The organism is Nodosilinea sp. LEGE 07298 (assembly GCF_015207265.1).
Lineage (GTDB): Bacteria > Cyanobacteriota > Cyanobacteriia > Phormidesmidales > Phormidesmidaceae > Nodosilinea.
The window spans coordinates 1-22729 of the sequence record NZ_JADEXE010000044.1 but is presented as its reverse complement, the minus strand read 5'-3'; the positions used below and the strand labels follow the sequence as shown (position 1 = coordinate 22729).

The following is a 22729-nucleotide window of genomic DNA, read 5'->3' as shown; positions in this document are numbered from 1 at the left end:
GCGCGAATGATTAGGCTTGATACCAACATCCTGGTTCGATACCTCACCCGCGACGACGAGCAGCAATGGCAGCAAGCCGCCACCGTTATTCAACAGAATCAGCCTTGCTTCGTTACCAATATCGTTCTGTGTGAGCTGGTTTGGGTGCTGAGGGGAGCAACCTACGGCTTTCGCAAAGACGAAATCATCGGTGCTCTAGAGGCCATGTTACACAACGCAGCTTTTGAGTTTGAAAACCGATCGACGGTTGACCAAGCTCTACAGCAATATAAGCAGGGCAAAGCTGATTTTTCTGATTACCTGATTGGGGCAGTAGCCCGACAAGCGGGTAATCAGAAACCGTAAGCTTCGATGACAAATTGAAAGGTGAACGGGGATTTCAGTGCCTGGAGTAGCGATCGCCAGCTAACACTGCGTGGCAGCGGACGGTCATAAGCTTCTGGCTTGGCTCTCAAGGCTGCCTGCCGCCGCTGCACTTCACCGTTAGCCTGTTGTTAAAAATACTTGTCTTGCCCGATCGCTCACCCAGGCATTTGAATCACCTGCTCAAACTGGTGTTGCTTTGCCCTGGGGTCAATCCCCAGCAGACGCACATAATTGCCGGGGTGTGCTGCCAAAAATTGCTCGATCTGAGCCAACACCTCAGCTTCCTGGGTCGCTGCCAGGGTGGGGCCGCTTTGCCAAGACCCCGCTTTAAACCGGCGCGGGTCAGCATATTCCAAGCTCACCCGGTGCCCAAGTCGGAGTTGCTGCCGCACCTGGGCACCAGCTTCTGCACCCAACCGGCCAGCCGTGGGGCTATCACCATTGCTAGAGCCACCGTTTCCCTCCGGGTGCCCATGGGCCGAGGTTTGCCACCGGGTCAGGCAGGTCACATCGTTCGCACAGCGATCGCCCGCCAGCAGCGCCTGGTTGACGGCAACCACATGCTGAGAGAAAGCGCGATCGCTAATATTTCAGCCGCCCTAGCCAGACCAAAATCTCTGTGTTAATCTTTGTAAAGAAGACTTGAAAAAGTAAAGCCCTTACACGTTCGGAGATTAACGATCATGGAAAGCAGCGAAAGCAAGTTTGGGTTTGTTAACTTTGCCGAAACCTGGAACGGTCGCCTGGCTATGTTGGGCTTCGTGATCGGGGTCGCCACCGAGTATTTGACCGGCCAGGGCATTCTGACCCAAATCGGCCTGATGTAAGTTGTTGAACCAGCTCTAAGATTTCTTCAGCCGGGGTGCGGTCGCACTCCGGCTTTTTCAGCTCACTACGCCGCTACTTCCAGTGGCCACGTTTCCCAGCCCTGACTCTGGTGGCCAGTGCCAAACGCCTCAGGGTGGAAAATCTCCGCCAAAATCTCCAAAGACTCCACCAGGCGAGGGCCAGGTCGATTGAAGTACTGATTCCCATCCACCAGGTAGACTTGCTCTTGGCGTACTGCTTTAAGGGTAGACCAGGCAGAATGATGAGTTAGCGTTTGGGCTTCGCGGCGGGTTACCGCCAGGTCGTAGCCGCAGGGCATAATCACGATGATCTCAGGATCAGCGGCAATCAAGTCCTCCCAGCTAATCCAGGGAGAGTGCTGCCCTGGGGTGCCAAACAGCGAGGTGCCACCGGCCAGCTGCACTAGTTCCGGCACCCAGTTACCTGCTGCCATGAGCGGCTCGATCCATTCAATGCAGGCGACGGTGGGCTTAGACCCACAGGCCGCCGCCTGGGTAGCACAAGCCTGCACTCGACCTTGCAACCCAGCCACCAACGCCGCTGTTTGCTCGACCCCCAGCGCCAAACCCACTCGCTCAATGTCGGCCCATACATCCGCTAGATCGTTTGGCTCCAAGGAAATGATCTGTGGCTGGCTGCCGGTCAGCTGGGCCGCTGCCGCTTCTACATCTGCCAAATTGACAGCGCAGACCTCGCACTGCGCCTGGGTGAGAATGTGGGTCGGGCGTAAGGCTTCTAGCACCTCCAGATTCACCCGGTAGACGCTCAGGGCCGAGGTGAGCAAATCGGTCACGCGCTGGTGAATGGTAGCGCTGTCGCCCACCGGGTCAAATTTGGGGGCGGTGCAGACGGGTAGGGACTTTACCGCTGGGGGATAGTCGCACTCGTGGCTGCGCCCCACTAGACAGTCTCCCAATCCCAAGGCGTCTACTATCTCGGTGGCACTGGGAATCAGCGAAACAATCCGCAACGGGTGACTGGCAGAATCAGCAATATTCATCGGGCACCGAGGAAGGGATCTAAGTTGTACACGACAGCCATCTCGGCTATTTGAAAGGGATAGGCAAAATGCTTATCCCACAGGACTTTTAGCGAGTCAACAACACCTAGCTTAAAACACCCCACCCGCAAGGTACAAGGGCAGTTTTTAGTCAAGCGAATGATGACAGGGGCAGTAGGGTAGAAACCCAAATTGGGAATCTCGCACCCCGCACCCGGTAACCGATCCTCTCGCCAATTACTCGGGCAGAATGACGCAATTTTTTTCTGAGTAGCCAATCTTCCCGTTTCGCTCTAGCTCTTGCATCAGGCGGGTGACGGTGACGCGAGAGGTGCCAATGGCATCAGCCATATCCTGATGGGTCAGCCGCAGCTGAATCAAGCGCCCCTGTTCAACCGGGCGACCAAATTTGAGAGCCAGCCAGCCCAATAGCTGCTGCAACCGCTGGGGAACCTGGCCCTGGCGAAAGCGAATTAGCTCTTGCATCTGGTGCAGGTGCGATCGCATCACCGATTGAAAGTTCCAGCATTGCTCGGGGCTGAGCGGCACGGCCTGCACTTTAGTCAAGCACTCAATTTCACCCGGCTGAATGCAGATCAACGGCTGGCCGGTTAAATCGCCACTCTCCCAAAAGCCGAGGGTAATGGGGGTGCCCTCCTCGGAGAGGGTAAGCAGCCGCACTGCCCCGGATTGAATCTGCCAGAGCCGGTTGGCCTCTAGGGGAAGAATGTCTCGTCGCTTGAAGGTCTGCACGAGTGGGCGGGCTGAGGGATTGGCCGGAGCGCTCAGAGTCAACATAAACAATCACCGAAATAGCGAGCAGTAAAGGCTAGCTAGGGCTAATACGCCTTCTTTGCAGAAGGAAATACCAGCCCTACAACCACAGTGCTAATGATAGTGATTCCTAACTAGGTTGACCATAGCGATATCTACATTTGAACGGCCTTGATTACATCTGCTGTAGTGATATCGCCAACCGCTTTGTGGTTTTTGTGCTAGGCAAGACCGGGTCGGGGCAGCCAATGTAGTAGTGGATAATCGGCTCGTCGGAGGGAATGCCGTCGAGAATTTCTAGATTGTAGGGCTCGTGGAGCTGGGCAATTTCTGCTCGCAGCTCATCGCGCTCCACGGTTTCGCGGACAATCGGCAGGTTGGCGCAGATGATCTGCCGCATTTCAGCTTCGATGCGGGTGAGGTCGTCGGGGGTAAAGGCGATGGCCCTTAGGGGCCGGTCTTCGACCATCGCGCGGTCAAAGTCGTAGTAAAAGCCGGTCTCTGTGGATGGGCCGATGGTTACCCGCGTTTCGGGAAACAGCCGCTGCACGGCCATGGCCAGCACATGGGCACAGGTGTGGCGAAGTTGCAGCAATTGCTGAGGGTCGCTGGGGGCAATGCGATCGCTGGGGAGAGGTCGGCTGAGCTGACTGACCATGGATAAAGTATGGAATGATAATCATTCTCAATTTAGCGCAATGCTGAGGGGTTCGAGTTCTGCCGCCGGACTGTTGGTGGGTGGAGGCGGTTAAGGAACTCACGTTACAGGCGGCGATGGCGATCAGCGCTAGCGTGATCGACATCTGCTTCCCGAACCCAAGCCCCGTCATTGAGCAAATCCCTCAGGTTGCCCGTTTTTCTAGGTTGCTTAGCCAGGATTGCATCATTTATAAGCTGTGAGAACGTTGTGAATCGAATAGGATAGCAACCCCCAACTATTCTTCTAATTCGCTAGGGTCGATACCCAGTTCCCGTAATTTTTCCATAGCCCGATCTAATTTGCGCTGGGTCTGGTTCCGCTCCTGGTACAGCTCCTCAGGGTCTTTGAAGCGCTCCCCATTGGGATAGAACAGCGCCAGGCCATCCTCAAACATGTCAAATGTGACCCCTAGCGTCGGGGATCTCCAGGGCAAATTGAGGCGGGTGAGTAGCACCAACCGTTCATCTAGGGCCTGTCGCGTCAGTCCCCAAAACTCAAAATTGTCGGGGTCGTAAAAGAACATTTCCAGCACCCCATACCGATCATAAAACGCCTGCTTCTGAGAAATCTCAGTGGCTGAGTTACTGGGAGAGATAATCTCAAAAACTACCTGGGGCGGGATGTTGTCCTCTTTCCACTGTTTGTAGCTGCCACGGTCAACATTTGGACGCCCCAACACCACCATGGCATCGGGAGCCTGGCAGGGAACGGGAGGAGCATCCACCTGAACCGGATACCAGAGCAAATCCCCTGCGACAAAAGCCGTTTGGCCTTGCAAGAGGTTTCTCAGATTGCTGACCAACCGCACAATCCAACGGTATTGCTTCGTGTTATCAGCCATGGGCTGACCATCGGAGTCGGGATAGAGATCCGTGGTTACCGTTGATTGAGTCATGGTCAGTTGGCCCCATCATCATATGGCTAGCGAACGAGGTGCTGGGCTCTTTGAGATACCTCTCGTCTGAGTCGTTGAGGCACTCGATCGTACTCAGGCGGCATTGACGCTTGATGAACGGGTTCCGCTAAGACTTCTAACAACTGGATCACGGCCTCAAGCTTGTTCTGAGGCGGATGCTCAATGATGGAAATTGTCCGTTGCCGAATATCCACAAAAGACATAACGAAAGATTTTAGGCAAGCTTGCGTCAATTGTAGCAGCGGGCAGGGGTGGCTCAGCTTGAAGGCCGTTGGATCAGCTCCTATCCAGCAGGTAACCGTCAGCACCCCAGAGATCAGGGCGTAGGAATTCTTAACCATGTCCAAATCGGGGTAAGCTTGGGGTAACGCTAAATTCATAGCCCTGAAACCCTTGCCATACAAGGAGTGATTCACAGCTTCCCAAGCTGAGTGCCGACGGTTCGAGTCCGTTCACCCGCTTTCATAGTCTTTGAAATATTGATTTCAGGGGACATTTCAAAGATAGCTGTCCCAAGTCAGAATATCTTTCCTTTGGCTGCGTTTCAAATCATCCTGAGAGTGGAGGTGGTCTGAACTCGCTAGGGGAAACAACTGAATCGCCCCACTACGGTCTAATAGGGAGTAAGGGAGCGAATCTGTTCCCTTACTCCCTAGTCAGTAGACATCGCATTGTGATGGACTAATGGAAAGTAAGCTTAGGCAATTTCACCAGACCCCGGCGCAGTAGCACCGCTGCTCCACCAGCCCCCATCAGCAACACCGCCGCGCTACCTACTCCCATTACTCTAAATGATGCGCCAGATTGATCTTGATTTAGCGCCGTTTGGGTTTTGCTTAGGTAGTCCTGCACGTAGGGGTAGCTGGGGTTGAGCTCGCTGACCTGGCGAAAGCTGGATAGGGCACGTTTGAACTGACCCCGCTCAAATTGACTTACTGCCGTTTGGTAGAGCTGAGAAATGCCGCTGGGGGCAGGCTCTACATTGGCCTGGGTCAAAAATTCGTTGACTACGCTAATGGGCACAACAAAGTTAGCGCCCTGCACCTGGCTGCCGGTGGAGGGATCAACCTTGGCAAAGGTGGCAATGCCGATCGCTTTGCCCGCTTCGTTAAACACCGGGCCACCGCTGTTGCCGCTGCTCATAGCGGCGTCAGTTTGAAGAATATCCCAGCCATCGGCCATGGTTTTGCGGGCGCTGACTAGACCAGCGGTGAGGGAGGCTTCGACTGCTTCTTGATCGTCGATGACGCCAGCGCCGGGGTAGCCGAGAATGAACATGCGATCGCCTGCTGTCAGCGTTTGGTCGTCTCCCAAGGCGACCGTGGGCATATGGGTGGCCTCAATTTTTAGAATTGCCACATCTTTACCGGGGGCGGGTTCGCCGATGGCTTTGACGGTGGCTTTGTGGCCCTGCTCAACGATCTGGTCGCGGGCGGTGGCCCCCATAGCCGCATAGATTTTGGTGTCTAGGGCATCGAGCGACATGTAGTGGGCAAAATACTCGGCGTGAGCTTGTAGACAGAGCTGCACGAATTCCTGGGTGCCCATCAGCGCTCCGATCGCCTCCTGGTAGTAGCCGCCGCCTAGGTCATTCCACAGCGATTGGCAGCTAGAAACCGCCACTTCCTCCAGAGCGCTGTCAGCCAGCAGCTGTTTAATGTCATCTTGCTCAGAAGAAACTACATGGGCGTTTGTCACCAGATAGCCGTCTTCGGTGACCGCCAGGGCCGAGCCGGTGGTGCTGACTTCAGCCTGCTCTTGTACCCGCTGGGACATGGGGGTGAAGTAGGCCAGGGGGTCGGCCAGCACCGTTTGAATGATGGCCACAAACACCTGTTGCTCGGAGGTATATTCGCCGCTGGACACTTTTTGACCCAGAGCCTTGGAAAGCTGGTTCAGCTTATCCTCGTTGAGGTCGTAGTCGGGTACCGAAAACTCGGCTTTGTGGACGGTTTGAATAATCAGCGTGCCGGGCTTGTTTTGCTCGACCAGCTGGCTGGGGCTGAGGGCGGTGGTTTTGCCACAGCCGGTGATGGCCAGGGTGAGGAGGCTGGCTGCGATCGCTAGGGGCTTGAAGAAGCGTTTCATAGAAGTCTTCCTTTAAGTCTGAGTGAGTTGGGGGCAGAAATGCCGGGTTCGGTAGCGCTCACTTAAACCTATGGCTGACCCATCACAGCTTATTCGCCTTTGCGCTTGGGGTACTCAAAGGCCATTGCCAATCAGAATGAAGGGTGCCCAGTAGTAGGGGTGGCTGATAGACCCTTCAGCAGGCAAGGTTTGCCGGGTCTGGCTACTCACCAGATCAAACTCGCCCCGCAGTCCTCCCACCGCCGAGAAATCTCCAGTGATGAGCGCCTTCTGGGCCGCTTGTAGAGCTTCAGCTTTGGTCATGCCCTGGCCCAGGGCGTTGTAGAAGGCAGTCATTAGCACCTGGGTACCCTGGTCGCTCACCTTCCACAGCGACGACATCACCGCCCTGGCCCCGCTGAGCTGAAACTGGTAGCCCAGGCCCAAAATTTCTTCGCCATTGCCCAGGCCGCCGACGCCGGTTTCACAGGCGCTCAGCACCACCAGGTCAACCCCGTTCAGCGTCCAGGTTTCCACATCGCGCAGGGTAGGAGTGTCGCCATTGCCAAACAATATGAACGAGTCTTCGGGCACGCCGGGGACAAAGGCGGCGTGGGTGGCAAAATGCAAAATGGTGTGGTCGGCCATGAGCGGGCGCACGGCAGCCAGGCTGAAGGCATTGTCAATAAACGTGGTAGTGGCATTGGGCAGGGCAGCCACCTCTTGGCCCGCCCCCGGCAGCCCCTCGAAGATGTACTCGGTGCCGTTGACCGTGGGACGGTGGACGAGGGTAGGGTCAGCGTAGGCGGCGGCGAGAATGCGCGGCGCGGCGCTGTCGGTGTGAGTGAAGTCTTGCAGGGAGCGGGCGGTGATGTTGTTGACCTGGTAGCGCTGGGCCAGCCAGCCCTCGCCATCGTGCAGGGCGGCGAGGGGGATGTAGCGCAGTTGGCCGTCCGGGGCGTAGATGATAGTCTCGACCCCGGCGGCTTGCAGGTCGGCCTCTAGAGGGCGGATCAGCCAGTCGTAGAGCTGCTGGGCGGGGGTGGTGATGGCGGGGTCGCCGCTGGTGAGGGCGGTGCGAAAGGCGAGGATGGCTTCGTTGAGCTGGGTGCGAGGCACATAGACGGTGCGCCGTAGAGGGGGCGAGTCGGGGGTGGTGATGATTAGCTCAATGCGATCTTCCAAAATTAGCGGGTAGAAAATAGCGGCGTTGAGCTGGCTCAGCTCGTCACGCAGCCTGTCTAGCTCACCCAGGCTGAGGCTGGCCTCGCGGGCGTCAAAGCTAAGCTGGGCGATCAGATCGCGTACTTCGGGGCTGCGGGAGAAGCTGCGAAAGTCGCCGTTGATCTCGTCGAGCAGAGTGGTGAGTTGGGCGATGCGCTGGGTTTGATCGGCGGTGCGCTGGTCGGGGGGTACGGCTTGGAGGGTGGCCAGCTCTTGGCCAACGGCAATGGCCGACTGCACTTGCTCGCCGTGGCGGGCCAAAATGGCGCTTTCGGGCCGCAAAAAATCGACCCCGGCAGCGGTGACGGCGGTGCGCTGTACCCCTTGCAGGTAGTCGTCTAGTTCTTGCACCTTCAGCAGATCCAGCACCCGCTGGGCTTCGAGTACACGGTTCTGCTGTAGCAGCAGGTCGGCGAGTTCGCGATAGCCCTCGGCAATGCTGTCGGTGTAGGACTGCTGCAAGCCTTGCTCTAAGCCCTGAATCTCACCCCGAATGGCCTCGGTGAGGTTGATCGATTGTTTGTAAAACACGATCGCCAGCTCGGGTTGCCCCTGGTCAGCCAGGGTGCGCCCCAAGTTGCGGAGAGTGGCACTGGTGCGATCGCGCGCACCCAGCGACTCCAAAACCGCTAGCGCCTGCTGATGATACTGTAAGGCTTGCGAGTAGTCGTTGAGCCGTCGATAGGTTTCACCCATGGCCGAGAGGATGACCCCTTCGCTGTACCGATCGCCTACCTCCGGAATAATCGTCAGAGCGTGTTGATAGGCATCTAATGCCTCGCCATAGCTCCCCTGTTCTCTGTGGATGCTGCCAATGTTGGCCCAGGCTCTCCCTGCACTGGGGCGATCGTTAATGGCTTCAAAAATCGCCAATGCCTGCTGCAAATAGTCGAGGCTGAGGGAATAGTCTTTGAGCTTAAAATGGGTTGCGGCAATCGCATTGAGGGAAGCACCTTCTCCCCGACGGTCGCCGATATCCTGTCGAATAGCTAATGCTTGCTGGTAGTATTTTAGCGCCTCAGCATAATTGCCCAGGCTGTCATAAACGGTACCTATAGAACCGAGAGTGTTAGCTTCACTACTGCGATCGCCAATTGCCTGATTCATAGCTAACGCCTGCTGATAATAGTTCAAGGCTTGAGAATAATTACTTTGGCTTTCATATGCACTGCCAAAGTTATTAATCAACGTAGCTACGCCTTGCCGATTGCCCAGCTCTTCAAAAATAGGCAGCGCCTGTTGGTAATAGCTTAAAGCTTTGAGATAGTCACCTTGATCGTTGTAAACAACGCCAATATTATTCAAGGAGATTGCTATGCCCTCACGATCTCCAGTAGCTTGGCGAATATCTAAAGCCTGTTGGTGATAGTCAACTGCCAGGCCATAGTCACCGAAGACTGAATGTATGCTGCCAAGATTACCAAGAACGGTTGCTTCTTCAACACGATTGCCAAGCGCTTGATGAATGTCTAGCGACTGTTGATAGTAGTTTAGGGCCTGAGGATAGTCACCTAAATTAAAGTGATGAGTGCCAATGTTAGATAGGGTTACAGCCTCTCCAGCGCGATCGCCGATATCTCGTCGAATGGTTAAAGATTGTTGGAAGTAGTCTAGTGCTAGGGGATAGTCTCCAAAGCTTGAGTAAACTCTACCAATATTGTTAAGAATGTTAGCAGCGCCGCTGCGATCGCCCATCGCTTGCCGAATACTTAAGCCCTGTTGGTAATAGTTCAAAGCTTGCTCATAGTCACTCATGCGACTGTAAACGCCCGCAATATTGTTTAAATCAGTTGCTTCGCCATCGCGATCACTACCCTCTCGCCTTATTTGCAAATTTTGCTGATAAATCTCAAGGGCTTTAGAATAGTTTCCCTGGACTTCGTAAATGGTGGCCATGTTATTCAAAACGGCAGCCTCACCCTCTGCATCGCCAGCATTTTTGAAAAACCCTAGAGCTTGGCTGTAATACTCTAATGCTTCGGCAAACTGGCTCTGCTCTTGATAAACTAGGCCAATACTATTTAGCGAAAATGCCTGACCATGCTCATCGCCAATATCCTCGCGAATATTCAACGATTCTTGGTAGAGCTCAAGCGCTTTTGGGTAATCGCCTAACCGATAATAAATGCTTCCCATATTGTTGAGAGCCGTCGCTTCGTTGTTACGATCGCCAATTTCCCGCTGAATGCCTAACGCTTGGTGATAAGCCTCAAGCGCCTCAGCGTAGCGGCTGAGATTTCGATACACCAGCCCTGAGTCACTGAGAGAAATCGCTTCGCCTCGGCGATCGCCTACCTTTCGCCACAGCACGATGGCCTGGTTCAACAGTTCCAATGCTGCCTCATACTCCCCGGTACGAGATAGCTCCATGGCTTGACGTTTTAGCCGTCTGGCTTCAGCCTGTTGCAGAGCGGCCTCACTAAACACCGGTACCTCACCCGGCAGCACCGTCAGGGTATAGGCTCCCCCCTCGGTTTCGTAGGCATTGGCTCTCACCCGGTAGGTGCCATCCACCGGCAACGTAACGGTGATGACGGCGTTGTAGTTGCCTGCCTCAAAATCGTCATTTTCGGCCAGCTTTTGCCCGTCTGGGTCGTACAAAAACAGGTAGGCATCTAGCTCCAGGCTTTCCATCACCAAGGTAACGGTCTGCCCTGCTTGCCCCTCGAAGGTATGTTCGGCATAGGGAGTGCCGTCTCCAGAGAGGAGCGGGCTATCTGGGGTCAAGGCCCCCTCTATCTGCAACAGCGGCGTGGGGGAATGCGCCTCTACTTGGGCCAGGGCAGCCAGTGGTAACAAAAGAGCACTGGCCGATAGAAACATAGGAGCTGCCAACCAGCCGACTAAATACTGATGCAGACGCATGGGTGAATATCCTCTGGGTGAGTAGAAGTATATATGGCTGACAGGCGGAAGCTTATTCACTACCCATATTTAAGTAAGGCGCTAACCCATGTCTGACACCACCCAGATTCAAATTGAAAGTGCTCAAGCTGTCGTTCACATTACTCAAGAACAGTCCAATGAAGCCAGACCAGGTATTATCACCATAACCCGCACCACGGGGGGCAGTAGTACTGAGGTGCTACCTCCTATCCCATGTCAGGAGGTATCGTTTGAAGTAGTTTTCAACTACGAAAGCGATAGCAATTACGATGATTATTCGGCATGGTGCAACTACTCTCTTTTGCATGTCTCAATTATTTTTTACGTTAATAAACGGCACTATATCCTAACTGATTTAACTCTCGAAGAAGGCTATCAAGTTTGCGTAGAGCTGAAAGAGTGCCTGGGGTTACCCTTTAATAAGCGCCACGAAGTTGTGTCGCGTAAAAGTGATGGTCTGTACGAATCTCGTTTTGGCGACAACCTTGACCCGATCGCACGGAAATACAATTTGTATTACGAGACTGGGCAAAAACCCTGGCTGAGAAGATAACTCAAATCTCTTTGGCATTCAGTAAACCACTTACTAACTCGTGAAGGTTGTACTCGCCAAAAATGCCTGTGGTGGCAAAGGATTTTCGGGCCAACGAGAATCGTAGCGCGTCATTGTCTAGCGAGGTCATGATGTAGGCAGTATCCCAATCAAACCAATCGTCGAGTACCCAGAGCGATCGCACCACAACGCGATCGCCCTGCTTAATTGCCGCCAGCACCAGCACAAACTGGCCAAACTCAACGTATTCACTGTCGATGGGTATGGCTGCCGCCTCGCCATCCTGACTGAGCGATTCAATGGCTTGAGCCCAGTGGATGAGCAGGGCTTTGTAGCGTTGGCTATCGTTGGCTTCGTGGCCAGCGCGATCGCCATCAATAAAGAAATCCTTGCTGCTGACGCGAACTTGCATAGCGACCTCATCTACGTTTCAGTAGTAAACCAGTCAGGATCGGTACCCCAGTTGATCCAGGTGGCTGCCTCGCGGGCGGAGCGCAGTTTAGGCGGCACCCGCAGCACATAGATGGCCTGGGTGCTGGGGCAGGTCATTTTGAGTAAGTAGGTGGCTTCTATTCCTTCGCTGAAACCTTTTGGCCCGTACCAAATCGCTACTGGGCCGCTCAAGTCATCCCAAATGGGTAACTTTAGCAGAGTATATTCTCGCCAGGTGTCGAGCACTTCGGCCTGGAGTTCCCGACACAGGCGGGCATAGCCAATTTCTTGAATTAAAATGCGCCGAATTTCGGCATTGCGCTCTTCCAGCACCCACTGGGCCTGCCACTGGCTAATGGGCAGACGACTATATTGATAGGGCAGTTGGCGGCCATGATATACCGCGTAGTTGCCGTAGCCATCAGGGAAGTAGATGGCGGGTTCACCAATGCTGTGCAGCGCACCGTCTGGGTCGTAGCGAAACTGGGGGCGATTGCAGACCAGACAAATCTCGCGAAAGGGGCTGATAAAGCCCAACCCTAAGGCGCTCTCTAAAACGGAGCCAAGCACCTCTGGATCGGGTTGAAACCCAATGGAGGTGGCAAAGTCGTAGGCAGCGGCCCTAGCAATTGGGGGATACCAGAGGGCCTGGGGGAAGGACGATTGCCCCCGACTGAAGACCGACGACAGACTGACCTCCACCCCCAGCTGACGGTACAGACTCTCGGAGAGGTAGCGGCGCTCCCGCTGGTCATAGATTTGGCCCTCCCCCTCGGGTGGCGGAAAATGCCAGAGGTTGCGATCGCCGAGCTTGCGGTCAGATCTGGGCTGTTTTCCCAGGAGATAATCTTCGGTAATTTCTAGTGAGGTCAAGGGGCGGCTGTAAAAAGGGTCTTGGTAACCACTTTCTTTCTCGTAGAGTCTGTACAAATCATCGGAGAGCTGCCCCGCCAGGCAATCGACAAAAAACCAGTCATTTCCACTCTTTTGAGATGGGTCAGAACCACAGATCTGCCAAAACAGAGCCTCAAAAAGGTTTTGCTGATCGCGATCGCGCAGAGCCAGAAACTCATCGTGCAGCGTCTGCTCTGATAGCGCTGCATCGTCAAACAACGCCAGAGTAACCAGGCCGATGGCAAAAGGACTGGGTAAAAACACTACCTGGGGCGGTGGATAGCCCAGTCGTTGATAGAGACTGATCGCTATGGCCCTGGCTCGGTTGCGATCGAGGGGCTGCGAAAACATCGCCTGCCATCTTTCTAAATAAGGCTGGGTGAGCGCCTGGGCCTCCTCGCGGCTGAGGGCGCTAATCTTCGACATAGCTCCACCCCCCGGTCAGTGGCTCAGGGTTATATTCCCGCTGCAGGCGTACGATCCAGGTACCCTGAGGAATGGCGATGGGAGCATGTTCTTCGTGGGTAAGTAGTGCTGTTTCGGACAGCACATAGAGAAACATAGTGCCGTCTTTTTCGTACAGCTCAGCCTGGCCTTCGGTAATTTGGTGTTGGTGTCCGCTGGCTTCGCCGTGGGCCAGTACCAGGTGAGATTGCTTGGTGCCTGGGTTGTCGTTAACCGGCGATGCAGCGATCAGCAGTACATCACCTTGTCTAAATCGTGTGGAATAACTTTTCATTGGAAACCTCTAGGTAGTGCCCCAGTGGCCTGTGTTCACAAGGATCTATTTCTACGGCTGCACAACTTATTCTCAAGCTGGAGGCTAACCACGAGAGTCGCCCTAGCGAGCAAAGATGAAGAATGTAACTGCCAAAATGACCAGAATCAGCAGGCCGTAGGCCTGAGCCTGTGAGCCTAACTGCATTGGCGAACTGAGCCAGGCTGAAAACCTGATCTGCTCTAAATCCTGGCGGCTAAGTCTGGTATGTCGACTAATATGGTTCACCCACCAGGTTTGGGTGTGCGATCGCCCCAAATGCAGCCGCAATGCCACGGCCCCTGCAGTCCAGAAATAGTGGTAGGCTAGCACAAAAAAGATATAGAGAATAGTAATGTTGACACAGCCACTCATGTAGCGATTGGGCAATAGCCGCAGCCCTTTCCAAAAGCTCACTCTGGGGCTGCTGGTGGCATAGACAACAACGGCCAAAATAAGGCTGTTGATAACGAGGAAAACGCCCAACAGTAGTGGAGTATTAATCAACGTCATTGGCCACGCCAGTAGTATGACCATAAACAAAACGGCATAGTCAAAACCAGTTGAGCGAATGATCATGGTTACAATCCATTGCCAATGAGAATGAAGGGTGCCCAGTAGTAGGGGTGATCAAGGTTGTCGCTAACGGCGGCGGGCAGTCCCGTACGGGCGGTGATCAAATTAAAGTCGGCGCGAGCGCCTTGACTCTCAATTTCAAGATCGCCAGCGATAAGGGCTTGCTGGGCAAGTTGCAGAGCCTCGGCTTTGGTATAGCCCGCTTGCAGCGCCGCATAGAAAGCATTCATTAGCACCTGAGTGCCGCCATCATCAACTTGCCAGAGGGAGGCGATCGCCGCCTTGGCCCCAGCATCCTGCATCTGGTAGCCAAAGCCGAGGATCTCAATGCCACTGCCCAGTTGTGCTTCACCTACAGCGGTTTCGCAGGCGCTGAGGACCACCAGGTCTGCGTCCAGATTCCAAGATCGCATCTCACTTAAGGAAACTGCGTTGCGGTCGCCAGTCACGATAAACGATTCATTGCCCTGGCCCTGCAAGAATTTGGCATGGGTGGCTAAATGCACGATGGAGAAGTCACGCATGAGGATGCGCAGGTCACTGGCGCTAAAGGCCTCATTCAGCCGCAGTTCTGTATTGGGAATTTGTGCCGCTAGGGTTTCCACCTCCACCCCAGCATGGGGTAGATCCCCAAAGCGATAGCCCTTAACTTCAAAGCTACATTGCACGCAGGCGGCGGCTAGCAGTTGCAGGTTGTCGGGTTGGTAGGTCGGTTCTTGATCAAATCTAAAGATGCTGGCGGCGGTAATGTGGGTAACGGCAAAGCGCTGGGCCAGCCATTGATCGCCATCGTGCAGGGCGGCTAGAGGAATGTAGCGCAAAGCTCCATCGGGGGCATAAATAATAGTTTCGGCATTGGCAGCGGCCAAGTCCTCTTCAAGCTCTGCAATCAGCCATTGATAAAGCTGCTGAGCTGGAACTACGGCGTTGGCCTCAGGGTCTTTGAGCGCTTGGCCTAGCTCGACGATGGCACGATTGAGCTCCCCTGATTCAACCGCTACGGTTCGCCGAATGGGGGCACCATAAGGTGGAATCAGCACCAACTCCAGCCGGTTATCTAGAATCAGCGGGTAGAGCAAAACGGCATTTAGATTAGCCCTACTATTTAGCTCGCGCAGGTCGCCTTGCAGATTGTTGTACTGCTGAATGTTAATAGTTTGATTGTTGGTGCTGGTTTGCAGTTGTGCGATCGCACTTTGCACATCCTGCCGCCCCAAAAGTTGGTTAAACACCGCACGTAACTCATCTTGACGGTTTACTAGGTCTTGCCGTCGCTGCTCTTCTTCTGGGTTAAGTGAGTCTCTATTAGCATCGAGTTGAGCTAGCTCAATACCTTCTTGAATCGTTTGATTATAGAGGTCGAGAATGTATTGCTCTGGTTCCCAAAGGTCTAACTCAGTAGAGGCTTGGACGTTACTACGTACATCATTTAAGTAGTCGTCTAGCTCTTGCACTTTCAACAAATCCAGTACACGCTGAGCTTCAAGCACCCGATTTTGTTGCAAAAGCAGGTCAGCTAATTCACGATAGGTGTCGGCTACTGTATCAACATAAGACTGTTGTAGCGATTGATCGAGCTCTTGCAGACCCACACGAATGCCTTCACGGGTGTTGACAGACTGTTTATAGAAGGCAATTGCTAGTTCTTGTTGGCCGCTCTGGGTTAGTACTTTGCCCATGTCGGCCAGCGCCAGTGCTTCGCCCGCAGGGTTTCCAATGGCGCGATTAATAGCCAGGGCTTGCTCTAGGTAGTCCATCGCCTGCTCAGTATCACCGAGGCCAGCATAGGTTAGCCCCAAACCGTTCAACACAGAGGCTTGCAGAAACCTCGCATCCATGTTGGAGACTAGATCAAGCGCTTCTTGGTAAGCAGCCAATGCCTGCTCGTAGTTGCTCTGGCGTTCGTGGGCAATGCCAATGCCATCTAGAGCACGTACCTGACCCAGCAGATTTCCAGCGTCTTGGTGAATGGCCAGGGCTTGCTGGTTGTAGTCAATGGCTTGGTCATACTGCTGCTGCCGATAGTAGACACCTGCCATGCTGTTCAGTGTTAAAGCTTGACCACCAACACTGCCATTAGCCACATCAAGGCCTAGAGAACGCTGGTAATAATCGAGCGCTGTGGCGTACTGCCCCAATCTGAGGTAAATAAATCCCAAACTGTGCAGTGTTATTGAAACTTGTACTTGAGAATCAATCTCCTCAGCAATTTCTAATGCCTGCTGATAATAGCTCAGCGCAGTACCATAGTCGCCTTTTGCTTCTGCTATATTTCCCAAGCCAGTAACACTGCCAATCTCTAAGTTTCGAGCACCAATGTCTCGGATAATAGCCAAAGCTTCATTATAAGCCTGACTAGAAGAGTCAAGTTGTCCCTGTGAATAGTATGTGCCGCCAATAGTATTTAGGATAATTGCTTCATCGGCCCTGCGTCCTAAGCTACGATCTGCCTCAAGAGTTTCATAATAAGTATTCAAGGCATCTTGAAAATCGCCTCTTATAGACGATGAAGCTGCCATGTTATAAACAATACTATTCCGCAGAGCTGGAGCATCTAACTCATTAGCCACAGCCAAAGCTCTCTGATAATAGTCAAAAGCCTCAGAGTACTGACCTTTGTTTTCATAAGCAATGCCAATGTTATTGAGAGTTCTAGCTTGACTAAGCCTGTTGCCAGCGCGATCATAGATATTCAAAATCTGCTCATAAATGATTAGAGCCCGCTCGTAGTTACCCTGCGATTCATAAACCCCAGCAATTCCTGAAAGAGTTCCACTCATGGCAACCTCTCCAGCTTCATATTCTTGATCAATTGCTAAAGATTGATTATATAAATCCAGTGCTTCTAAATAACGTCCTTGACTGCTATGAATACTTCCCATACTGTGTAATATAGCGCTTTCTGAATACCACGAAGATACTATGCAGTCTTTGCGAGTTTCTTCAAATCGCCGTTCATCAAGGCTTTGCCTATAGTTAACGATAGACAGATCTTCTAAAGGATCATCCTCTGCTGACGAGAGAGGCGAAAAGCCTATATAACAAACTTGATTGAGTAGTTCAGGCGTCAGTTCATTTTCTAGTTTGTTTCTGCCTTCACGGATTAATGCCAATGCGGTTGTAAGTTCTTCCATTGCCTGAGTGTAGTTTCCCTGTGCTGCATAAACCCCACTCAACGAAGTTAGAGAAGCTGTCTGGTATTGAAATATGCTATTGTCTGTTGCAACTTTAAAGGATTTTTCAAATTGTTCTATGGCTTTGTCATACCTGCCCTGATTCGTATAAATCAGGCCCGTCTGCATTAAAGCTAAAGACTGATAGACAAAATCTTCTCTTTCAGATGCAATTTCCTCAAGATTATTATATGATAACAATGCATCGGCATAGCGATTTAAGGAGTTGTAAAGGCTGGCAATTGTTGCTAGGCTATCGATTGTATAGTCAATTCTACCTTCACCCAGTTGTGGGGCCAAATCTAAGGCAATGTAGGCAGATTCAAGAGCTTTTTCGTAAAGCTCTTGACTTTCATAGATTTCTCTGCGCTTCGAATTTATGCGCCATAGCTGATTGAGGGCTTGTTTTATGAAGTTGTCCTTTTCCTCTAGATCATCCAGCTCTTCACTCAGTTCAATGATTTCAAGGCTATGTCTCTCTCCTGTTTCTAGATACGCTAAAGCTTCATCAACTTCATTTTCCTGAAATCTTTGCTCCGCCAACCTCGTATACGAGTGATCTAGTGTAGACAAATAATTAAGCTCTCTTTCTCGATCATCAACTTGCCGAGAAACGTCTAGAGCTTTTAGAATGAATTCGATTGCTTTTTCATGTTTTGCTATGGAGTTGTAGGCAACCCCAATAGCATAGTTGCCGCCCATGAACCCGCCATAAGCTAAGTTGATCATGGTTTCATTATCGGATGCTAGGGCAAAAGGAATTGCTTGCTCATAGAACTCCAAGGCCCTTTTTTCAGACTCCACGGTATCTTGTAATTGAAGAGATGCTGTAAATCCACTCGCTTCGAGCGTGTAGGCCTGTCCTATAGCAACAAATGACAGTGCAACATTGTAGTTGACAGTAGGCAACCAATCGGCAAGGTTTTGAGTTTGCGCGATGTGAAGCAGTTGTTGGGCATAGTTTAAAGCAAGATTTCCGGCTTCTACAGCATCACTAGCTGAATTTCTCGCCGCTTGTGGATCTGATTTCAAATATTCGTCGCCAACCGAGAGAAAATGTTGAGATTGATCTCTATTGAATTCATAGAGTTGATTTAGGGACGCAATGGCCGAATCATAATTTTCATTGTTTTCAGCATTAATCACATTCTCCTGGTGCCAAGCTAAAACCTGAAGACGATATTCTTCTACCTTTTCAAGTTTTCCTAGCTGCTGATAGGTGTCAGCAAGGTTGCCCAGAACTGCGATTTCATTTGCATGATCGCTCACATCTTTTATAGCCTCAAGAGCAGGCAAGAAAAACTCCAATGCCTGTTCATATTGCTCTTGAAAATAGAGCATCAGGCCAATACGGTTCAGTACAGTACCTTCGGCTGTTCGACCTGTGGCTTGAGCATGGGGAAGAGCCGCTTCATAGTAAGTTTGTGCCTGAGCATAATATTTATTTTCCTGATGCAGGTTGCCAATTTGAAATAGAAACTCTAGCTGACCAGCAACGTTGTTTTGTGCTGCAAGGACGGCTAGTATCCGATCAAAAGCTTGAGATGCTTGCTCAAAATCTTGCTGCTCAAAGTAAATTCCACCTATTGCGCTATTAATAAGCACTTCAGTCTCACGATCAAAACCCCACTCTTGAATTAGGGCTATGCTTTGCCGGTAATTACTCAATGCCTTATCCACATCACCCTCCTGCGCAGCAAAAGTTCCTTGAATAAACAGAAGGTAGCCATTAACCGCAGGATGCTGGAGGGATTGATTAATAGCTTGAATTGGCTCAACTAGCACCCTGGCCTGGTCAAATTCCTCCAAACCCATCAAACAAAAAGCCTTAAACATTAAGGCACTGGCCTGGTAATAGCCTTGGCGTAGGGCATCGCTGTCATCCCGCAGTAACGGAAGCGCTTGGTCAAGATGACTCAGGGCATTGGCATAGTCCTCTTGAGTGCCATAGATTGCCCCTATGGATAACAGCGCGATGCCTTGCGTAAAGTCATCTTGGGCTTGTTTGCTCAGTTCTGTGGCCCGTTGCAGACTTGCCAAAGCAGCGTCATAGTTTTCCTCAGAGTCTTGCAGTGCCCCTAAGTTCACCAGTGCTTGGGCTTCCCCGGCTACATTACCTTCGGCCTGGTAGTAGCTCAATGCCGCCTGGATTGCCGCTGCTGCTTCGGCTAGGTTTTCCATAGTGATGTAGACATGGGCGATCGCCACCTGCGCCGCTGCCACCCCATCGGCATTGCCCGCTGCCTCAAACTGAGCGATCGCTTGGCTTAGCCGCTCTAATGCCAATGGTAGCTGCCCCTGGTGATAAGCTTGCTGCCCCTCTACCAGTGCTGACTCAGCCGTACCTGCAAGAGGAGTTTCGGGATTGGTGATCGCAGAACTCTCTGGTTGAGCTACTAGTTCTTGGCTCAACTCGCCCTGGGCAGAGGCCGGTACTACGCCTCCACTCAAAAGCACAGCCAACAAGAATCCGGGGGCGGAGATGCGGTAGTTCATAGACAGTCCTGGTGGAGGTGACATCAGCATATATGTCTCATCCGCCGCCACTTATTCATCTTTAGGGAAACTTTCGACAATCATGGCCGCGATCGCCCTAATAGACGCGGTCTTTGCCTATCGCGTCATCTCAACAGACGTAGCGGCTAACGACTTATACCTGCTGGCGCTTAACTAACTGGCTAAACAGCCCTTCCTCGGCTGCGAGTTGATCAAAGCTGCCTTGCTGAATCAGACGACCTTTTTCGAGCACGTAGATGCGATCGGCGTTGCGAATGGTACTCAGCCGATGGGCCACTACAATGCGCGTCACCCGCAGCCGCTCCAGGCTTTCACTGACAATCGCCTGAGTGCGGTTATCCAGGGCGCTAGTGGCTTCATCAAACAGTAGAATGCGCGGACGCAGGGCCAGGGCACGGGCAATCAGCAGCCGCTGCCGCTGCCCACCAGAGAGATTTGTGCCCCCCTCGCTCACCACCGTGTGCATCCCCATCGGCATCGAGAGAATGTCGTCGGCCAGCCCCGCCATGGAAGCCGCCTCCCAGGCTTCTTCCATGGTGATGCGGGCGCTGCTGACAATGTTTTCAAAAATCGAGGCCGACATCAGGCGGCTGGTTTGCAGCACCACGCCAAACTGTCGCCGCAGGGCATTGAGGTCGAGCCCCGCCATGTCCTGCCCGTCGAAATACACCGTGCCCACCTCCGGCGCATCAAACCCCAGCAGCAGGCGAAACAGCGTCGATTTGCCGCTGCCTGAGGGGCCGACTAGGGCGACAAATTCCCCCGGCTCAATGGCGAGGGTGACGCCGTCTAAAATCAAATCTCCGTCGGAGCGGTAGCGAAAGCCCACGTTGCTCACCGTCACCTGGCCCGAGATCCGCCCTGGGTCGGCCTTGTGGGGGTCAACCTCCGGCTGGGCGGCGAGAATGGGTTCTGCCCGCTGCCAGATGGGCAGCACGTCGAGCACGTCAATCACCGTGCTGCTGAGGCTGGTGGCCCCGCCAATAAACGTACCAAAGGCCGCGTTAAAGGCCAAAAACGTGCCGGTCGAAAAGCTGCTCTCCCCCGCCTGGGACTGCTGAATCATGCCAGTGGCGAAGGCGAACAGCACTGCCGGGGTAAGGGCTGCCAGCAGGTTGTTGATCACGGTCAAATTATCTTCGATGCCCTCCGAGGCCAGGGTCAGCCGCAGCTCTTGACCATACTGGCGGCCCCAGTAGGCAAAGGCGCGGGTTTCGGCCCCAGCCACCCGGAACTTGGCCACACCGTTGATCATCTGCACCATCATGCCGAAGAGCTTGCCCTGCTGGTCGTGGAGGGGGCGAATTTTTTTCAGGGTCAGCACCCCAGAGACTACGGTGACGGCCATATTGAGCAGGGCCACCCCGGCGGCAATCAGCGCCAGGGGCACGCTGTAGTAAAACAGCAGCCCCAGATTCAGCAGCGAGAATAGGCTCGAAAATAGGCTCTTGAGCAGAGTATTGCCCAACCGCTGGCGAATTTGGCTAATTGAGGAAACTCTGGCGCTCAGATCACCAATGGAATAGCCGCGAAAGAAGGAGGTTTTTAGCTTTAGCAGCCGATCCCATACGGCGGCCTGGGTGCTGCTGTCGGCAAAGGACTCAATCCGCATCAGGGCAATGCCCTGGGTGAGCTGAAACAGGGTGGCCCCGAAGGTGGTGGCGAGCAGGGCAAAGGCGATTTGCAGCAGCAGGGTTTGGTCGGCGTTGGGGATGGCCTGGTCGATGAGAATGCCCGTGGCCTGGGGGGTGACCATGCCCAACAGGGTGGCGGCAATGCTGGCCACTGCCACCACTACCAGTTCCTGACGGTGCCCCTGGAGCGCAAACTGAAGCAGCTGCACCGGCTTGAGCTGGTAGGGCAGTGGTCGGTAGAAGGTGTGGGCCGTAGGCGAAATTCCCTCGGCAACAGCTCGACTGCACGGCACCCGCGTACCCCGCTGTGGGTCAACCACTTCGTAGCGAGTTGCCCCCACCGGCAGCAGCGCCAGCGGGCGACCATCCTCGCGGGCGTAGGCCAGCAGGGGGCCACAGTCGCGCCGCCACCAGTCGTCGCGCAGGGCCACCTGGCGAGTGCGAATTTGGGACGAGCGGGCGATCGCCTCCAGCGGATCTCTCACCCGCCGTAAATCCTCCGACTGGGCTAGAGGTTGAATGGCAATGCCCAACGCCCGCCCCACCGCACCAGCGGCAATCAATAGCGCGTCTTGACCGATAGATTGCTGTCCCTGAGATTCCTGAGACAAAGCCGTTGATGGTTCAAACACCCCCGCCAACTGCGTTAGCGTCTGGCTCACAGCCTGGGTATTCAGCCGCGAGCGGGCCTCAAACCGCTGATATTCTTGCACCTGCTGCTGGGCTTCGAGGTGCTGAATGCCCTTGAGCACAAGGGTTTGCAGGTGGCCCAGGCCAGCTAAAACCGGCTCTGCCCGCTGTCGCCCCTGGGGCTGCCAAATCTCCAGCTCCGCCATCGCTGTTGCCTGCAACCACAGATGGCTGCTGAGGGGTATGGGGCCAACCGCCGGAGTCATCGTCAGATGCTCCAGCCCCAGCAGTTGCCCTTCTCCAGCCAGCAGCCGTACCCAGGTAATGCGACCCTGGGGAGGCTGATATACTTCTCCGGGCGACAGCAGCCCGCTGGCTTCAATTGGCGTCGCCAACCGGGCCGATACGGTGTCTGACAGCGCCGCCCCCAGCCGATGCACCCAGTTTGCGATCGCCTCCAAGGTAGCTGTCACCGTCCTGCTATCCGACAACTCGTCTGCCAACGCCGTCAGAGCGATCGGCCTCAAACTCACCGATTCCAACGGCATCGCCATCAGCTGGCAAGGGGTCTCTTGCCCCAGCAGCGCCGCCGGAAACAGCATCGCCCCCGGCTTAACGCTAAACAGATAGCGCCGCCGACTGGTCAGCGCCGTTGACTGCACGCTGACGGAAAATAGCGCCAGCGTACCTGATTCGACCCGCCAGCAGGTCTGAGGGTCGTCGAGGAAGAGAGGTTCGTTACTGCGGAGACGGTGGAGGGGGGAGGTGAGGGGTGTGTGGG

At 53.7% G+C, this 22729-nt stretch carries 16 protein-coding genes, 1 tRNA gene and 1 pseudogene; 4 read left to right on the top strand and 14 right to left on the bottom strand.

The features are described from left to right. Positions 1–6 precede the first annotated feature (6 nt). Complete coding sequence (locus IQ273_RS08625) at positions 7–345, top strand: PIN domain-containing protein (RefSeq protein ID WP_228052578.1); 339 nt, start codon at positions 7–9, stop codon at positions 343–345. A 176-nt stretch (positions 346–521) separates the two neighbouring features. On the opposite strand, the gene IQ273_RS35340 is transcribed toward IQ273_RS08625, so the two are convergent. Continuing rightward, positions 522–926, bottom strand: a complete 405-nt coding sequence (locus IQ273_RS35340) for a ribulose bisphosphate carboxylase small subunit (protein WP_194022764.1) — start codon at positions 924–926, stop codon at positions 522–524. A 123-nt stretch (positions 927–1049) separates the two neighbouring features. On the opposite strand from IQ273_RS35340, the gene IQ273_RS08615 reads away from it, so the two are divergent. Beyond that, positions 1050–1193 carry a chlorophyll a/b-binding protein gene (locus IQ273_RS08615; protein WP_194022763.1) on the top strand — a complete coding sequence of 48 codons (144 nt, stop codon included), beginning with the start codon at positions 1050–1052 and terminating at the stop codon, positions 1191–1193. A 65-nt stretch (positions 1194–1258) separates the two neighbouring features. On the opposite strand, the gene IQ273_RS08610 is transcribed toward IQ273_RS08615, so the two are convergent. The 5 genes and pseudogenes from IQ273_RS08610 to IQ273_RS08590 all read right to left on the bottom strand — a co-directional run bounded on the left by IQ273_RS08610 (position 1259) and on the right by IQ273_RS08590 (position 4985). Next, complete coding sequence (locus tag IQ273_RS08610) at positions 1259–2215, bottom strand: cobalamin-binding protein (RefSeq protein WP_194022762.1); 957 nt, start codon at positions 2213–2215, stop codon at positions 1259–1261. Between the two features lie 237 nt (positions 2216–2452). Continuing rightward, complete coding sequence (locus IQ273_RS08605) at positions 2453–3013, bottom strand: Crp/Fnr family transcriptional regulator (protein ID WP_194022761.1); 561 nt, start codon at positions 3011–3013, stop codon at positions 2453–2455. Between the two features lie 211 nt (positions 3014–3224). Continuing rightward, a pseudogene (locus IQ273_RS08600) lies at positions 3225–3647 on the bottom strand (threonine--tRNA ligase); the annotation flags it as partial. A 277-nt stretch (positions 3648–3924) separates the two neighbouring features. Further along, the gene (locus IQ273_RS08595; RefSeq protein WP_194022759.1) at positions 3925–4584 is read right to left on the bottom strand and encodes a Uma2 family endonuclease; all 660 of its coding nucleotides are present in this window, start codon (positions 4582–4584) and stop codon (positions 3925–3927) included. Positions 4585–4610: 26 nt separating this feature from the next. Next, positions 4611–4985: a hypothetical protein gene (locus IQ273_RS08590; RefSeq protein WP_194022758.1), complete on the bottom strand. Its 375-nt coding sequence runs from the start codon at positions 4983–4985 to the stop codon at positions 4611–4613. Between IQ273_RS08590 and IQ273_RS08585 the strand changes: the two genes are divergently transcribed. Next, positions 4953–5067 (top strand) — tRNA-Ser (locus tag IQ273_RS08585). The two genes, IQ273_RS08590 and IQ273_RS08585, sit on opposite strands and share 33 nt — an antisense overlap. Positions 5068–5286: 219 nt before the next feature. On the opposite strand, the gene IQ273_RS08580 is transcribed toward IQ273_RS08585, so the two are convergent. Next, positions 5287–6693 carry a S1C family serine protease gene (locus IQ273_RS08580; protein WP_194022757.1) on the bottom strand — a complete coding sequence of 469 codons (1407 nt, stop codon included), beginning with the start codon at positions 6691–6693 and terminating at the stop codon, positions 5287–5289. Between the two features lie 114 nt (positions 6694–6807). After that, positions 6808–10761 (bottom strand): tetratricopeptide repeat protein, encoded by a 3954-nt coding sequence (locus IQ273_RS08575; protein ID WP_194022756.1) that lies wholly within the window; start codon positions 10759–10761, stop codon positions 6808–6810. Positions 10762–10849: 88 nt separating this feature from the next. On the opposite strand from IQ273_RS08575, the gene IQ273_RS08570 reads away from it, so the two are divergent. Continuing rightward, complete coding sequence (locus IQ273_RS08570; RefSeq protein WP_194022755.1) at positions 10850–11335, top strand: hypothetical protein; 486 nt, start codon at positions 10850–10852, stop codon at positions 11333–11335. Between the two features lies 1 nt (position 11336). On the opposite strand, the gene IQ273_RS08565 is transcribed toward IQ273_RS08570, so the two are convergent. From IQ273_RS08565 to IQ273_RS08540, 6 genes are all read right to left on the bottom strand, one after another. Beyond that, positions 11337–11747, bottom strand: coding sequence for a hypothetical protein (locus tag IQ273_RS08565; protein WP_194022754.1), 411 nt, complete (start codon positions 11745–11747; stop codon positions 11337–11339). 11 nt (positions 11748–11758) lie between these two features. Next, positions 11759–13087, bottom strand: a complete 1329-nt coding sequence (locus tag IQ273_RS08560) for a DUF6745 domain-containing protein (RefSeq protein ID WP_194022753.1) — start codon at positions 13085–13087, stop codon at positions 11759–11761. Next, positions 13074–13400: a hypothetical protein gene (locus tag IQ273_RS08555; protein WP_194022752.1), complete on the bottom strand. Its 327-nt coding sequence runs from the start codon at positions 13398–13400 to the stop codon at positions 13074–13076. The genes IQ273_RS08560 and IQ273_RS08555 overlap by 14 nt, the downstream gene beginning before the upstream one ends. 102 nt (positions 13401–13502) lie before the next feature. Further along, positions 13503–13931, bottom strand: coding sequence for a hypothetical protein (locus tag IQ273_RS08550; protein ID WP_194022751.1), 429 nt, complete (start codon positions 13929–13931; stop codon positions 13503–13505). 68 nt (positions 13932–13999) lie between these two features. Next, positions 14000–19663 carry a tetratricopeptide repeat protein gene (locus IQ273_RS08545; protein WP_194022750.1) on the bottom strand — a complete coding sequence of 1888 codons (5664 nt, stop codon included), beginning with the start codon at positions 19661–19663 and terminating at the stop codon, positions 14000–14002. A 154-nt stretch (positions 19664–19817) separates the two neighbouring features. After that, positions 19818–22729: NHLP bacteriocin export ABC transporter permease/ATPase subunit (locus tag IQ273_RS08540; RefSeq protein ID WP_194022749.1), on the bottom strand; the 2912-nt coding region annotated here is incomplete at its 5' end.